Source organism: Xenorhabdus sp. KJ12.1 (assembly GCF_963876495.1).
Taxonomy (GTDB): Bacteria; Pseudomonadota; Gammaproteobacteria; order Enterobacterales; family Enterobacteriaceae; genus Xenorhabdus; species Xenorhabdus stockiae.
Window position 1 is genome coordinate 186,637 of sequence record NZ_CAWNQH010000001.1, and the last position, 15,791, is coordinate 202,427.

General features: G+C 42.6%; 12 protein-coding genes. 5 read left to right on the plus strand and 7 right to left on the minus strand.

Features of this window, described 5'->3' with window-relative positions; translation table 11 throughout:
- Positions 1-407 precede the first annotated feature (407 nt).
- On the minus strand, positions 408-1,310 hold the full coding sequence (locus AACS92_RS00855) for a LysR family transcriptional regulator (RefSeq protein WP_099108229.1): 903 nt from the start codon (positions 1,308-1,310) through the stop codon (positions 408-410).
- A gap of 130 nt (positions 1,311-1,440) precedes the next feature.
- Here AACS92_RS00855 and AACS92_RS00860 point away from each other — a divergent pair, with 130 nt between their 5' ends.
- The 4 genes from AACS92_RS00860 (at position 1,441) to AACS92_RS00875 (ending at position 4,454) form a co-directional block, all read left to right on the plus strand.
- Entirely contained in the window at positions 1,441-2,358 is a 918-nt protein-coding gene (locus tag AACS92_RS00860; protein ID WP_241537826.1) for a DMT family transporter, read from the plus strand.
- A 179-nt stretch (positions 2,359-2,537) separates the two neighbouring features.
- A complete protein-coding gene (locus tag AACS92_RS00865; RefSeq protein WP_099108230.1) occupies positions 2,538-2,861 on the plus strand; it encodes a phage holin, lambda family in 324 nt (107 codons plus the stop codon).
- A gap of 261 nt (positions 2,862-3,122) precedes the next feature.
- The gene (gene ghoS, locus AACS92_RS00870) at positions 3,123-3,431 is read left to right on the plus strand and encodes a type V toxin-antitoxin system endoribonuclease antitoxin GhoS (RefSeq protein WP_099108231.1); all 309 of its coding nucleotides are present in this window, start codon (positions 3,123-3,125) and stop codon (positions 3,429-3,431) included.
- A 381-nt stretch (positions 3,432-3,812) separates the two neighbouring features.
- Positions 3,813-4,454 carry a hypothetical protein gene (locus AACS92_RS00875; protein WP_099108232.1) on the plus strand — a complete coding sequence of 214 codons (642 nt, stop codon included), beginning with the start codon at positions 3,813-3,815 and terminating at the stop codon, positions 4,452-4,454.
- Between the two features lie 49 nt (positions 4,455-4,503).
- Here AACS92_RS00875 and putP (AACS92_RS00880) read toward each other — a convergent pair whose 3' ends face one another.
- Positions 4,504-5,988: a sodium/proline symporter PutP gene (putP, locus tag AACS92_RS00880; RefSeq protein ID WP_099108233.1), complete on the minus strand. Its 1,485-nt coding sequence runs from the start codon at positions 5,986-5,988 to the stop codon at positions 4,504-4,506.
- Between the two features lie 198 nt (positions 5,989-6,186).
- Complete coding sequence (gene putP / locus AACS92_RS00885) at positions 6,187-7,671, minus strand: sodium/proline symporter PutP (RefSeq protein ID WP_099108234.1); 1,485 nt, start codon at positions 7,669-7,671, stop codon at positions 6,187-6,189.
- A gap of 725 nt (positions 7,672-8,396) precedes the next feature.
- Here putP (AACS92_RS00885) and putA point away from each other — a divergent pair.
- The gene (putA, locus tag AACS92_RS00890; RefSeq protein ID WP_099108235.1) at positions 8,397-12,377 is read left to right on the plus strand and encodes a trifunctional transcriptional regulator/proline dehydrogenase/L-glutamate gamma-semialdehyde dehydrogenase; all 3,981 of its coding nucleotides are present in this window, start codon (positions 8,397-8,399) and stop codon (positions 12,375-12,377) included.
- A 224-nt stretch (positions 12,378-12,601) separates the two neighbouring features.
- Here the strand turns inward: putA and fliZ are convergent, their stop codons facing one another.
- The 4 genes from fliZ to AACS92_RS00910 all read right to left on the minus strand — a co-directional run bounded on the left by fliZ (position 12,602) and on the right by AACS92_RS00910 (position 15,717).
- Positions 12,602-13,114, minus strand: a complete 513-nt coding sequence (gene fliZ / locus AACS92_RS00895; RefSeq protein ID WP_086956345.1) for a flagella biosynthesis regulatory protein FliZ — start codon at positions 13,112-13,114, stop codon at positions 12,602-12,604.
- Between the two features lie 51 nt (positions 13,115-13,165).
- On the minus strand, positions 13,166-13,888 hold the full coding sequence (locus AACS92_RS00900; RefSeq protein ID WP_099108236.1) for an RNA polymerase sigma factor FliA: 723 nt from the start codon (positions 13,886-13,888) through the stop codon (positions 13,166-13,168).
- Between the two features lie 385 nt (positions 13,889-14,273).
- Positions 14,274-15,347 (minus strand): FliC/FljB family flagellin, encoded by a 1,074-nt coding sequence (locus tag AACS92_RS00905; protein WP_099108237.1) that lies wholly within the window; start codon positions 15,345-15,347, stop codon positions 14,274-14,276.
- Between the two features lie 169 nt (positions 15,348-15,516).
- Positions 15,517-15,717 (minus strand): hypothetical protein, encoded by a 201-nt coding sequence (locus AACS92_RS00910; protein ID WP_099108238.1) that lies wholly within the window; start codon positions 15,715-15,717, stop codon positions 15,517-15,519.
- Positions 15,718-15,791: the final 74 nt, after the last annotated feature.

Below are 15,791 nucleotides of genomic sequence, written 5' to 3' on the forward strand. Positions count from 1 at the left end.
ATTTAACTTTGCAATAGGAATATTTACCAAAAATGGATAAAAACACTTCTGTTAAGTGATTAAAACCTATAGATATAATTTCATTCTTTATAATTCAAACAATATGAACTTATATTTTCATTAATCAATGAACAGTGAAAATAACATATATTTTGAATAAAAAAAAGATTAATGCAGAATTTAATATTAAAAAAATATAAAAAATAAGAACAAGTTACCAATATTATAATAATTCTCTATCCATAAACAAAGGTGATATCTTTAATTCAAAAAATCACTCTAATTTTCTAAATTTCTACGTCATTATGTAAGGTATGAGTAAAACTAAATGGATTTTCAAAATCTTTCGAAAGTTTGGAGGAGCAGTTATATTGAATATTATTCTTAAATAATACTTAATCTTATTACTAGGATTTTATTATCTGGCTGGACAGTTGCTGCAAATGTTGAGAGACAATTTCTGTAAGAAAATCTACCACCTTCCTTATTTTCAGGGAGTATGCCAAATCTGCATGAATAACAAGCCAAAGAGGCTGATTTAACCCCAGTTTAGGAGAAAGGCAAATGAGATCAGCAGAATCAGCAATAAAATGAGGTAGAACTGCCAATCCCAAACCTGCTTTGACCGCCGCAACCTGAGCTGAAAGTGAAGTCGTCGCTATAGAAAGCGGACGACCATTGAGGGTTTTTTCCATCCATTTGTACATTGGAAGTTGCTGGCTCTCATCAGTCCAGCCAATAAAATGAGCATGACTATAGGCTTCATCAGATATTTGAGATGGATAATTTTCGCAGTATTGTTTACTGGCATATAACCCAAACCCCAGTATTCCAATCTGACGAACAGTAACATGGCCTTGTTCCGGCCTGACAAGGCGAAGAGCTAAATCAGCATCTCGGCGATGAAGGTTGACAGTACGTGAATCAGTAATAATTTCCAGTGCCAAATCGGGATATTTTTTCAGCAAAACTGGCAGATTAGGAATAATTAAATTACTAGCCAGCATTTCTGTTGTTGCAAGACGCACTTTACCAGCGATTTTTGTGCGTACATCAACTTCTGTCAAAAATGAATTTGCTGCCGTTTCCATTGCTTCTGCTTTTTCCAACAATCCCCTTCCATCTTCTGTTAACTGGTAGCCAGTCTGATGGCGAAAGAACAGAGGCATTCCAAAAGTTGCTTCCAGCCTTTCAATTTTTCTGGACACTGTTGCAATACCAACCCCAAGAAGGGTTGCTGCATTACTGATAGTTCCGGTCTGAGCAACTGCCAGAAATACACGAATATCATCCCAAATAAGTGATTGCATATTATGACTTCCATTTTTGGAAAATTATTTTCTATTTATATCTAAATATCTTTTCTTTCGACTATGCCACAATCACTCTGATAAAAAAACAATCAATTTTATTTAATAAAAATTTAATCGAGTCAATAACATGCGTATACGAAATACATCACAATTAGCAATTGTTCTGACATTAATTGCAACATTTTTTTGGGGCTCAAATTTTCAGCTAACAAAGATTTCCCTGATGAATCTGCCTCCATGGACTGCTTCTGCTGAACGCTTCACTTTTGCTGTCTTATTTATTTTCCTATTTATGATATCCAGAAAAAAACTTAACATTGGAGTATTCAGAAAAAACTGGCTTGCTTTTATTCTCCTCGGAGGAATTGGAGTTGCAGGATTCAATGGTGCATTATTTGTTGGTCTCCAATATGCAAATCCTGTTAATGCTGCATTAATAATGGCAACAACACCTGTCACTGCCAATATTTTTGAGGCCATTATTAACCGCCGTTTCCCTGATATAATACGTATAATCGGAATGATACTCAGTTTGTTTGGTGTGATCCTAGTTGTTACCAATGCGCAACCTATGTTGGGTAACACTATTCATATTAATACCGGAGAATTAATCATCTTTTTGGGTTCTCTGGGCTGGGCAATTTATACCATTGGGATCCGCACATTTGTTATAGAATCAACACCTCTGGAAACCACTGGCTGGACGATGTTTTTTGGCACAATTATATTGTCTATCATTGCGATTTCTGTTGAATCACCCGTTTCGACATTATTATCTGCCCCCTTTGAAAGTCATTTAGCTGACTTTTATATGGGTCTTGCTGGTTCTGTTGTTGCTTACCTCTTCTGGAACATAGCAATTACTATTCGTGGTGCAGGAAAAACAGCAGTCTTTTTTAATTTTGTCCCTATTTTCGCATTAGCGATACAGACTATTGTAGGAGACAGCCCCAGTTTCATCCAACTTTCCGGTAGCGCTCTCACTATTATTGGTGTGCTGATTGGACAGGGTATCAGCAAGGGATCTGAGAGAACTTCACAATAAAAGTCACTATGAAGTTCGTATTATGCAGGGCACAACTTCATAAAAATGTGGATATCCGGTGCTAACGCTATTATGGAAATATGTAACCTATCACTAAACACCGGAATCCAACCTCTGCCCAGTTAATTTTAATTCAGGCATTGTGATTGAACGACCGGAAATAAATTATGGGGCAAATAATGCAAGAATATCCTGAATTATGGATTGATCTTATGTACTACCTGAGAAATGCCTGGCCACAGATATCCGGCGCATTGCTGGCTATTATGATCTGTTATGGACGGCTGATTTATGACGGTGTGGAACGCAAAAACCGCTGGGCTGAACCTCTTCTCTGTGGGGCTCTTTCATGGGGATTTTCCAGCGGGCTAGAGTTGATTGGTATTCCTGTTAGCGTATCTCCAGCTCTTGGCGGCGCTGTGGGTTTTCTTGGTGTGGAGAAATTACGCGAATTTGTGATACGCGCTATTGAGCAACGCCTGGAGGAAAAGGCTCATAAATAGATAATCCAAAATATATAAAGCTCTGCATATTTGTAGAGCTATTAAATAGCAGATCTGATAATAAATATTATATTCAAAATCCTCTAAAAACATTTCATCAAATAACTGTGATTTAATGATATGGCGTAATGTCATTAATACCTGTTAGATTCTCCAGCATACCAACCTCGGAAAGAGATTGGATATAAATATCATCGTATTCTGCACACAGAAAACCGATGAATGATTTTATTCAAACATTAAATAAAAGAGAGGTAATCCATGGCTAATTATTTAATCCGCGTTGAAATCTATGGTGCAGGCCCAAGAGAAATTAGTGCTCTTAACGAATCACTTAAAACAATTAATTTTAATAACATAGTAGTATTTTCAAATGGCAATGTTATGGCCTTACCTGCCGGTACTTATGTTGGTTACTCATTAAATACTGCTGCTGAAATAAGAGATAGAGTTTATAAATTAGCATCTCCACTTTCAGCAAGAAATCCGTCAATATTTGTTTGCCAATATAATGAATGGTCTGCATATCTTTATCCTGCATCCATCAATGCATCTGCATCTGAATCCTAATTAAAAATTAGGTAATTTAATTCTCCAGTCAACCGATTGGCTGGAGAATCGTGTTATTGAAGAAAATTTGATATTTTTCATATTCACTATCACCTATCTCGTTATATACAGTAGAAAAAGCACTAAAAAATAAAAATCAAATTCCCCCCATAAAAAACACCCCCTGTAAAAACAATTAATTGAAAATAACAGCTCATCTCATTCATCATTAAAGATAAGATATATTAATATAATTTTTATTAAACATTAATAATTAGAACAATCAAAAATATAGACTATTATTTAATAATATATTAGAACAAAAAACCACCATTCGCTAATGGAACGTTTCCTTTAGAAGGGGTAATTTTTTATTTACTTACTAATAAGTAAGGAGCTGTTATGAAAATCATAAATTTAATTTATCATAGAATGTTTAATTTGATTATTATGATGTTACTTACTACCACATCAATTTCAGCATTTTCTTCTGGATATCACCCGATAACTATTGATAATAGAACAAATTATACAATCACTGTCTATGCACCATCTGTCTATGCTGTTTGCACATATCAACCAACAGAAGGCAATCCCGTGGTGATAACAGTAGGGCCGGGAAAAAAAGGGACTTTTACTTGGGAAGATAAAAATTCTCTCAACTGCTTTCATGCTGCAAAAATAACAGGATTTAAATTTATTACTCAAGATGAAAAACTACTATGGTCTGGTCGGATAGGAATGATAGAAGTCTCTCCTACTCTCATATCTGGGTATTATTGGACAGTTTTTTATTCTAAACAATATTGCCCTGCAAATCTGAGAGAAATAAGTGAAAAAACTGATGGAGCACCTCCGCCAGATTATATACGCGCGAATTTTAATTCAAAACCAATAACAATCCACTCTCTCAATGATACATATAATAATCAAACTGGTAATTTTAAGGATTCAGATCAAGGGTGGACTATTACTCTTCTTCAACCACCAGAAGGGACAAAACTTGAATATGCTGGAGATCCCAAACGATGGATATGCTGGTAATAATTAGGATAAATGAGCCTCTGCTACTTCAGAGGCTCTGAATATATCTTTATTTAGTATTATACTGAGCTTCCGCTTCGATAAAACGCCGCTGGATCGTCTTATTTGGTGTTTTACCCAATAGACTCACCACCACAATGGCAAGTAAAGATAAAATAAATCCGGGAATGATTTCGTACAGACCAAACCACTGAAACTTCATCCATACCAACACAGTCACTGCACCCACCAACATGCCTGCCAATGCGCCATCACGTGTCATGCGTTGCCAAATCACCGAAATCAGGATAACTGGGCCAAATGCTGCGCCAAAACCCGCCCAGGCATTACTGACTAAGGCCAGCACTTTATTATTTGGATTAGTCGCAATCACAATGGCAATAGCTGCGACCAACAGTACCATCATCCGTCCGACCCATACCAGTTCTTTCTGGCTGGCTTTCGTACGGATAAAGGCTTTATAAAAATCTTCGGTCAGTGCGCTGGAACACACCAACAGCTGACAACTCAGTGTACTCATGACCGCCGCCAAAACCGCGGACAGCAAAATGCCCGTGATCCACGGATTAAATAAAAGTATGCCCAGCTCCATGAAAATACGCTCATGGTTTTGTAATACCGGGCCAGCCTGATCTGTATGGAATGAGAAATACGCAATACCAAAGAAACCCACTGCTGACGTGCCCGCAAGGCATAACAACATCCACGTCATACTGATCCGACGGGCTTTATGGATAGTCTGGTGAGAATCTGCCGCCATAAAACGAGCCAGAATATGCGGCTGACCAAAGTAACCTAATCCCCAGCCCAACAATGAGATGATTGCAACAAAATTCAGGTTCTTAAATATATTCATATAGACAGGATTTTTCGCCTCAATCATGGTAATGGCTTTCTCCACGCCGCCCACGTTGAGTAAAATCAACACAGGCACCAGGATCAAAGCAAAAATCATTAAGGTTGCTTGTACGGTATCAGTCCAGCTCACCGCCAAAAATCCACCGAGGAAAGTGTAGGCAATCGTAGCTAACGCCCCCAGCCAGATTGCGTGTTCGTAGCTGATGCCAAATGTGTTCTCAAACAACAAACCACCCGCTACAACGCCTGACGCACAGTAGATAGTAAAGAAAATCAGGATAACAACGGCAGAGATAATACGGAGAATTTTACTGCTATCATCAAAGCGGTTGGTGAAATAATCCGGCAAAGTCAGTGCATTATTATTGATTTCTGTATGAACACGTAATCGGCCTGCGACCCAGCGCCAGTTCAGATAGGCTCCCAGTAATAAGCCCAACGCGATCCAGATTTCTGATACACCGGATAAAAAAATTGCTCCCGGCAACCCCATAAATAACCAGCCACTCATACCAGATGCACCAGCAGATAGCGCTGTTACTACACTGCCTAAACGCCGTCCTCCCAAAATATAATCGTCAAAATTTTTGGTGGCACGGTAAGCCATGAAGCCTATCAGCAGCATCCCGGCTATATAGACAATGAAGGTAATTAGCATTGGTGAATTTACTGTCATGCAGATTCTTCTCCATAGTATTTTTTTGCAAATTCTGTTTATTCAGGCTGCCTTGTTGTTGGCTGTATGCAATTCAAAATTTATTGGATTTATCTGAGTGATATTTGAAGATTACGTGTAAAGGTAAGCAAAGATGGTAATTGAATCAGACAGGATAGGAAATGAGCCTCTGCTACTTCAGAGGCTCTGAATATATCTTTATTTAGTATTATATTGAGCTTCGGCTTCGATAAAACGCTGCTGGATCGTCTTATTTGGTGCTTTGCCCAACAAGCTCACCACCACAATGGCAAGCGAGGCCAGAATAAATCCGGGGATGATTTCGTATAGACCAAACCACTGAAACTTCATCCATACCAGTACAGTCACTGCACCCACCAGCATACCTGCCAATGCGCCATCACGTGTCATACGTTGCCAAATCACCGAAATCAGGATTACTGGGCCAAATGCTGCGCCAAAACCCGCCCAGGCATTACTGACTAAAGCCAGCACTTTATTATTTGGGTTAGTCGCAATCACAATGGCAATAGCTGCGACCAACAGCACCATCATCCGTCCGACCCATACCAGTTCTTTCTGGCTCGCTTTCGTACGGATAAAGGCTTTATAAAAATCTTCTGTCAGAGCACTGGAACACACCAGCAATTGGCAGCTCAGTGTACTCATGACCGCCGCCAAAACCGCAGACAACAAAATACCCGTGATCCACGGATTAAATAAAAGTATGCCCAGCTCCATGAAAATACGCTCATGGTTTTGTAATACCGGGCCAGCCTGATCCGTATGGATTGAAAAATATGCAATACCAAAGAAACCTACCGCTGACGTACCCGCAAGACATAACAGCATCCACGTCATACTGATACGGCGCGCTTTATGGATAGTCTGATGAGAATCTGCGGCCATAAAACGGGCCAGAATATGGGGCTGACCAAAGTAACCTAACCCCCAGCCCAACAGTGAGATGATGGCCACAAAATTCAGGTTCTTAAATATATCCATATAGACAGGATTTTTCGCCTCAATCATGGTAATGGCTTTCTCCACGCCGCCCACGTTGAGTAAAATCAACACAGGCACCAGGATCAAAGCAAAAATCATTAAGGTTGCTTGTACGGTATCAGTCCAGCTCACCGCCAAAAATCCACCGAGGAAAGTGTAGGCAATCGTAGCTAACGCCCCCAGCCAGATTGCGTGTTCGTAGCTGATGCCAAATGTGTTCTCAAACAACAAACCACCCGCTACAACGCCTGACGCACAGTAGATAGTAAAGAAAATCAGGATAACAACGGCAGAGATAATACGGAGAATTTTACTGCTATCATCAAAGCGGTTGGTGAAATAATCCGGTAAAGTCAGCGCATTATTATTGATTTCTGTATGAACACGTAATCGGCCTGCGACCCATCGCCAGTTCAGATAGGCTCCCAATAATAAGCCCAACGCGATCCAGATTTCTGATACACCGGATAAAAAAATTGCTCCCGGCAACCCCATTAATAACCAGCCACTCATATCAGAAGCGCCAGCAGATAGTGCTGTTACAACACTGCCTAATCGCCGGCCACCCAGAATATAGTCATCGAAATTCTTGGTGGCACGGTAAGCCATGAAGCCTATCAGCAGCATCCCGGCTATATAGACAATGAAGGTAATTAGCATTGGTGAATTTACTGTCATGCAGGTTCTTCTCCATAGTATTTTTTGCAAATCCTGTTTATTCAGACTACTTGATTTGCGTCAATGATGTGTTCTGTACTTATACCCGTCGTCTTTCAAACTGCCTCTTTGTTGGCTGCGCTCGCTCACCCCAGTCACATAGTTATCTATGCTCCCGGGGATGAACTCCCTTGCCGCCGCGATGCGGCTTGAAATTCATTGGGTATAGATTTCCCACTTCTTTCAGCGCAATATCTCTCTCAGGACAAGGTGTTCTGTTGTCAGGTTTTACCCATCTTGCTTTCAGACTGCCTTTTGCTGGCTGTATGCAACTCGAAGTTTATTGGGTAGACCAGAGTTGTACCTGAAGATTATTTCACCTGAAGGTGGCGTTGTTCCGGTATGTAATTTATATTTGTAATTATTTAAAAATCACTTTCTATCCTAAATTAGCTAAAACATTTTTAACAACTGATTAACGGCATTTTTTACAAGAAACGCTCGCCAAGTCACATTTATCACCCATAAAGTTGCACCTTCCATAAAAAACCCTATGTAGCCAAATGAAAATAAATGCTTATCTATCATGTAGATAATAGATTAATAATCATGAGCCACAAATTATATGTTCAAAATCAGATTGATTTCACAAATTCTGAATAATGGCTTTTAACAAAGTTGCACAAAGTTGCAACATGGAAGATATTGTTCCGTAACTTGATTAGTCTTCCTATTAAGGAGTGAGAATGGGTAGTACCACTATGGGCGTGAAGCTCGATGAAGCAACGCGCAATCGCATCAAAGCTGCTGCACAACGAATTGAACGCACACCACACTGGCTGATTAAGCAAGCCATTTTTAATTATCTCGAACGTCTTGAAAATGAGGAAAAGATCCCGGAAATATCAGCCGCTCAGGATAACAAAGAAGAAAAGATTTCCGAAGAAGAATCACCGATTGAAACCCGTTATCAGCCGTTTCTGGACTTTGCCGAGCACATTTTACCCCAATCGGTGAAACGTTCTGCAATTACTGCGGCATATCGGTTGCCTGAAACACAGGCAGTTCCAATGTTACTGCAACAAGCTCAATTACCAGAAGAACAATCCAAAGCGGCACATAAACTCGCATACTCTATTGCAGAGAAATTACGCCAGCAAAAACAGGGTATTGGGCGCGCCGGTCTGGTTCAGGGATTGCTACAGGAGTTTTCACTCTCTTCACAGGAAGGTGTCGCACTGATGTGCCTTGCCGAAGCCCTGTTACGCATTCCTGATAAAGCCACCCGCGATGCACTCATCCGCGATAAAATCAGTAACGGTAATTGGCACTCACATCTGGGGCAAAGCCCATCCATGTTCGTTAATGCCGCGACATGGGGTTTACTGTTTACCGGTAAATTAGTCTCTACTCATAACGAAGCCAAGTTATCCAAATCGCTAACCCGAATCATCGGCAAGAGCGGTGAACCGTTGGTGCGCAAAGGTGTAGATATGGCAATGCGTCTGATGGGAGAGCAATTCGTCACAGGTGAAACTATTGCTCAGGCCCTTGCCAACGCCCGCAAGCTGGAGGAAAAAGGCTTCCGCTATTCCTATGACATGCTTGGTGAAGCGGCACTGACCGAAGAGGATGCACAGGCTTATATGGTCTCTTACCAGCAGGCTATTCATGCGATTGGTAAGGCATCGAACGGTCGGGGAATTTATGAAGGGCCGGGTATTTCTATCAAACTTTCCGCCCTGCATCCCCGCTATAGCCGCGCCCAGTATGAACGCGTGATGACCGAACTCTACCCTCGCCTGCTTAGCCTGACTTTACAGGCCCGCCAGTATGATATCGGTATCAATATTGATGCAGAAGAAGCGGATAGGCTGGAAATTTCCCTCGATTTGCTGGAAAAACTCTGCTTTGAACCACAACTGGAAGGCTGGAACGGAATTGGTTTTGTTATTCAGGCCTACCAGAAACGCTGTCCTTTCGTTATTGACAGCATTATCGATTTAGCCCAGCGCAGCCGCCACAGACTGATGATCCGTCTGGTAAAAGGGGCTTATTGGGATAGTGAGATCAAGCGTGCCCAGATTGACGGTCTGGAAGGCTATCCGGTTTATACCCGCAAAGTGTATACCGATGTTTCTTACATTGCCTGCGCCCGTAAGTTGCTATCTGTGCCTAATCTTATTTACCCTCAGTTTGCAACTCATAACGCCCATACTCTGTCTGCCATTTACCATATCGCAGGGCAGAATTATTATCCGGGGCAGTATGAATTCCAGTGTCTGCACGGAATGGGAGAACCGCTTTATGAACAAGTGGTCGGTAAAATTGCGGATGGCAAGCTGAATCGTCCGTGTCGAATCTATGCACCAGTCGGAACCCATGAAACTTTACTGGCCTATCTGGTTCGACGCCTGTTGGAAAATGGGGCGAATACCTCATTCGTTAACCGTATCGCTGATACCAACCTACCGATAGATGAATTGGTTGCCGATCCGGTAAAAGTGGTTCATGAACTGGCTAAATCTGAAGGGCAAATCGGCCTGCCTCATCCGAAAATTCCATTACCAATTGACTTATATGGTAAAAATCGTGTCAATTCATCAGGATTAGACCTTTCCAGTGAACACCGTTTGGCTTCTCTTTCCAGCGCATTGTTGAGTTCTTCCATGGAAATATGGAACAGCGAACCGTTATTGGGTGGTAACTATACTCATACTGAGGAATTACCGGTTGCCAATCCGGTCAAGAACCCGGCCAACTCTTCTGATATCGTCGGCTATGTGCGGGAAACCACAGAGCAGGAAGTCAGCCACGCACTGGACATCGCCACCAATGCCGAAACCATCTGGTTTGCCACGCCACCGTCAGAGCGTGCAGCTATTTTGGTACGTGCAGCAGAACTGATGGAAGATAACCTGCAATCCCTGCTCGGCATTCTGGTTCGTGAAGCAGGTAAAACGTTCAACAATGCCATTTCAGAAGTTCGTGAAGCGGTGGATTTCCTTTACTATTACGCCGATCAGGTGCGTCAGGATTTCGCCAACGATACGCATCGCCCGCTTGGGCCTGTGGTCTGTATCAGCCCGTGGAACTTCCCTCTGGCCATTTTCACCGGTCAGATTGCCGCTGCATTAGCGGCTGGTAATAGCGTTCTGGCAAAACCAGCAGAACAGACCCCACTGATTGCAGCGGTCGCCGTTAAAATGCTGCATCAGGCAGGCATTCCGCGCGAAGTGCTACAATTATTGCCGGGGCAAGGGGAAACTGTCGGTTCTATGCTGGTAGGCGATGAGCGTGTGCGTGGCGTGATGTTCACCGGCTCCACCGAAGTTGCCAGCCTGTTACAGCGTAATATCGCCGGACGTCTTGATGCGCAGGGCCGCCCGACGCCATTGATCGCAGAAACAGGCGGAATGAATGCGATGATTGTCGATTCCTCCGCCCTGACTGAGCAGGTTGTCACTGATGTGGTTGCCTCTGCTTTTGACAGTGCGGGTCAGCGCTGCTCTGCCCTGCGTATTCTGTGTATACAGGATGATGTTGCAGACAGAACACTCACCATGTTGAAAGGCGCAATGGCAGAATGCCGGATGGGGAATCCTGAGCACCTGTTCACCGATATCGGCCCGGTGATCGATGCGGAAGCAAAAGCGAATATCGAGCGCCATATTCAGACTATGCGTACTAAGGGCAGAACCGTTTATCAGGCGACACATGAAAACACGGCAGACAGTCAGGAATGGCCACAGGGAATGTTCGTCAAACCTACCCTTATTGAGCTGGAAAGTTTTGATGAGCTGAAAAAAGAAATTTTCGGCCCGGTTCTGCACGTTGTCCGTTTCAAGCGGGACGAGTTGGATCAACTGCTTGACCAGATTAACGCTTCCGGCTACGGATTAACATTAGGCGTTCACACCCGTATTGATGAAACCATCTCTCAGGTCACGGGTAAGGCAAAAGTCGGTAATTTATATGTTAACCGTAATATGGTCGGTGCCGTTGTTGGTGTTCAGCCATTCGGTGGTGAAGGATTATCCGGCACCGGGCCTAAAGCCGGTGGGCCTCTCTATCTTTATCGCCTGTTATCCCAGCGCCCTGTCAATGCTGCAACTCAGACATTAGCTCGTCAGGATGAGGAATATCCCCTGGATGCCACCATTCGCACTGCCCTGCACTCTCCTTTCAACAAACTGGCTGAATGGACTACATCAAATAACCACTCGGAACTGAGCCACTTCATTCAGGAATACGCTTTACTGGCTCAGGGCGGGACAACGCGCTTACTGCCGGGACCAACGGGAGAACGTAATACCTATACCCTGTTGCCACGCGGTCAGGTTCTCTGTCTTGCAGATAATGAGCAGGATACTCTGATTCAGTTAGCCGCAGTGCTTTCGGTTGGTTGTCAGGCGGTCTGGGAAAAGGATGAGCTTCACCAGCAGTTACTGAAACAGTTACCAAAAGAAGTTCGTCACGCCATTTATTTAGTGAATGACTGGCAGAATGAAGACACGGTTATGGAAGCGGTTATTTATCACGGTGATTGTGATCAGTTACGGCAGGTATGTGAAACCGTTGCACAACGTAAAGGGCCGATTGTTTCAGTGCAGGGTTTTGCCCGGGGCGAAACTAATCTGTTGCTGGAGCGCCTGCTGCATGAACGTTCATTGAGTGTTAACACCGCAGCGGCAGGAGGAAATGCCAGCTTAATGACCATCGGTTAAAAAAGCGGAATTAAAAAATAGATTAACCAATTTATTTATAATCATTTGATTAAATCAAACGATTAAAATATCCCGCTTAGTTCTATTTAGTTATATATTTATAACTAAATAGACATATAAAACATGATTTATTAAAAATAAAGGGGAATGCACTATTTGTACATTCCCCTCTAAAACTGACCAAATTGTTCAGCCAAACAGACGCTATGTTTTTGCCGAATTAATCAATGCCCGTTCTGTTGCCAGCTCAGATATTGTTCGTATTTACGCAGCGCGATATTGTAATTACTGAAAGCAGATTCGGACAGCTTCTCACTCAATTTTTCCTGAATTTTTTCTGGTGTAAACTCTTCTTCAGGATAATTGTCTGAGGTCAGTAACTCATCCAATCTGCGCAGACGAACCACGTATTCACGCACTGTGCTGTGGCTCATCTCGGTTTGTTCAAACAGATACTGTTTAAATGACATAATGTCGAAATAATCAGTCTGGCTATTGCAATAAATTTCACTACAGAAGCGGCACAGCGCTACAAATTTACCCTGTAACTCATTCCATGTTTTGTCATCAACCAATTCGGTCATCTCGGAAATTGCTTCTTTATTGATAACCTGACCGTTAAAAACAAGGGAAATACGGTCAAGAGTCTTATGACAATGCAAACAATGAGTCTGACTATGTTTATAGTCCTTAATATAACGGCTAAGAGGCCGTTTCTTTTGTGTTGTAACAGACATAAGAGATAAAGCCCTGTGTGTAGTCTTAACAAAAAACAAATAAGCAAAAAGTTACTTCTCTGGATTCAAACGCGCCCGCAGCCTTTTTATTGCCTGGCTGTGGAGCTGACTCACGCGAGATTCCCCCACATTAAGCACCGCGCCAATCTCTTTAAGATTCAGTTCTTCCTGATAGTACAGCGTCAGAACCATTTTTTCCCTTTCAGGTAACGACTCAATAACATCGATAACCCGCTGACGGAGATCACCTTCCAATAACTGTTGGAGAGGATTTGTCTCATGCTCTTCCTCAATCACTGGCTCACAGCTTTCGCCGTAAATTTCGTGCCATTCGTCATAAGAAAATAGCTGACTGTTATTGGTTTCTAACAGTATTTGCCGATATTCTATCAGATTAATCTTTAATTCTTTAGCAACTTCCTGCTCACTGGCTGGACGGCCTAACTCTTGCTCAAGTTTACGGATGGTTTGCGTGACTTCCCGTGCATTGCGTCGCACACTGCGTGGCGCCCAATCACGGCTCCTCAACTCATCCAACATTGCACCTCTGATGCGCTGCACTGCATAAGTGGTAAACGCCGTTCCCTGTAGGGAATCGTAACGCTCCACTGCATTCAGCAACCCTATGCCACCGGCCTGAAGCAGGTCATCAAGCTCGACACTCGCAGGCAACCTCACCTGTAGCCTCAGTGCTTCATGGCGAACCAGTGGTACATAGCGCTTCCAGAGGCTATTTTTGTCCATCACGCCTTCGGCGGTATACAAATCGCTCACAACAACAGACACCTTTGGATAAGAGACTGGATACCATTATCCAATCCCCTAACGGGTACAATCGTTTGAACAATGAAGTAAAAGCGCTTCTTTTTCACCTATGCGAAATTTTTGTTGTCCGCCTTGTGTCGCAAGTTTCAGGCTGTCCCTGACAATACCCGTCGTCTTTCACGCTGTCTCTTTGTTGGCTGCGCTCACTCACCCCAGTCGCATAGTTTATCTATGCTCAGGGGTTCACTCCCTTGCCGCCGCGATACAACGCGAAATACTTAGGGTATTCCCTTTAAATAGCACTTAAAAAATAAGGATCGGCAAGCCGATCCCTTTTTTATATGTAGGGGTTATACAGGTTGCCCCGCATAAACCCTTAGCTGGGTAATAAAAATTAACGCAGCAGAGACAGAACGGTCTGTGGAACCTGGTTCGCCTGAGCCAGAACAGAAGTACCAGCTTGTTGCAGGATCTGGCCACGGCTCATGTTAGAAACTTCAACCGCGTAGTCAGCGTCTTCGATACGGCTACGAGCAGCGCTCAGGTTGTTAACAGTGTTGTTCAGGTTGTTAACAGTGGATTCCAGACGGTTTTGGACTGCACCTAAAGAGCTACGCAGGCTGTCTACTGTTGACAAAGCCTTATCTAAAGCTTTCAAAGGAGCACTTTCTTTTTCCGCAGCATCCGCAGGTTTTGCAACTACACCAGCTGCAGTCATAGTTGATTCAGCAGTATAGTTTTTACCATCTTTCGTGTAGGTAAGCATAACCTTGCCATCTTCTGCTTTGCCATCTGCACCCATTTTCTGGAATACTTTAACATCGGTAGCACCTGCGACAGCCTTAGTATCAAGAGCCTGCTCTTTTTTTGCCTTAGGAGTAGTAGTAGAAGTAGCATCATCAACTTTAACAGTAGTGATTTGCTCACCGAAAGCAGGATCATGAAGTTTCAGATCGTTCAATTGCAAAACTTTACTATCGATTTTTTTCAGATCAATGTCGATAGTTTCACCATCATGAGCACCAACCTGAACAGACATTTTGCTATCTTTGCTTAATACTTTCACACCATTAAATTGGGTTTGTTCAGAGATACGATCAATTTCATCTAAACGTTGTTTAACTTCTTCCTGGATTGATTTAGTATCGCTTGAAGAGTTGCTACCATTTTTAGCTTGAACAGTCAGCTCGCGGATACGTTGCAGGTTATTATTGATTTCGTTCAGAGCACCTTCTGTAGTCTGAGCAATAGAGATACCGTCGTTTGCGTTACGGGAAGCCTGAGTCAGGCCTTTAACGTTAGCAGTGAAACGGTTAGCAATCGCTTGACCAGCAGCATCATCCTTCGCGCTGTTAATACGTAAACCAGAGGACAGACGCTCAATAGCAGAACCTAAAGTACCCTGAGATTTGGTCAGGTTGTTTTGAGCCAGCAGAGATGAATAGTTAGTATTGATTACTGATGCCATAGTAGAGTTCCTTTTTAAAATCAAGTCGATATAATTAGTCTGAGCCTGTTTGCTCACGGTGTTCATCACCGCCAACAGTTTTATCGGCTACTTAAAAAGAACCTTTAATATTTCTTGAAAAAAGTTTTTCATTTTTTTCTTACTCCTTGTATCTCCTATGGATTTCAAGTTACATCGTGGCTGCAAAGAAACGAATTCGCCAGGCCAAAGGCTGGCCTACGGTGAAGAAAAGCAGGAGTCTTTCATTAATCTCCAGGAGCATAGGTAACTCTATATTTATAAAATCGGTGACTGGAGTGAGCGCAGCCAATAAATAAACAGCCTGAAAGACGAAGAATATACCGATAACCCAAACAGCGCCTGTTCTCATCAACTATTCCATCCATCAAAAAAATCGTTTTCTCAGTAAACTTTTCGCAAATTAATCCGATAACAACTCCAGTG